1 pseudogene is annotated in these 414 nt (G+C 43.7%); it reads left to right on the top strand.

Going from position 1 to position 414, the window contains the following annotated elements:
• Nucleotides 1–414, top strand: a pseudogene (locus WA249_RS18915) (hypothetical protein); the annotation flags it as partial.

Here is a 414-nt window from a genome sequence, read left to right as displayed (position 1 = left end):
AATGGTGGTACGGCTGACAATGTGAAGTTGGGTGAAACAGTTAACTTTGCAGATGGTACCAATACGACTGCAGTTTATGACCCGACAACCAATACTTATAAATACAATGTGAATGACAACATTGCATTAACCAATGCGGGTAGCTTAACGGTAGGCAATACTAAAGTTGATAACAGTGGATTAACCATTACTGGCGGCCCAAGTGTAACGATTGCAGGTATCGATGCTGGTAACCAGAAGATTACTAATGTTGCAGCAGGAAGCATTTCTTCTACATCAACAGATGCAGTGAATGGTAGCCAGTTAAATGCGACTAATCAGAATGTAACGACTGCTCAGAACACTGCAAATACAGCCGTGACTAATGCAGCGGCAGCCCAAGCGACGGCAGACAAAGGCCTGAACTTTAGTGTG

Source organism: Acinetobacter sp. 161(2023), from assembly GCF_037027805.1.
GTDB lineage: Bacteria > Pseudomonadota > Gammaproteobacteria > Pseudomonadales > Moraxellaceae > Acinetobacter.
Note: the sequence above shows the minus strand (reverse complement) of the source record. Positions and strands in the feature narration are given on the sequence as shown.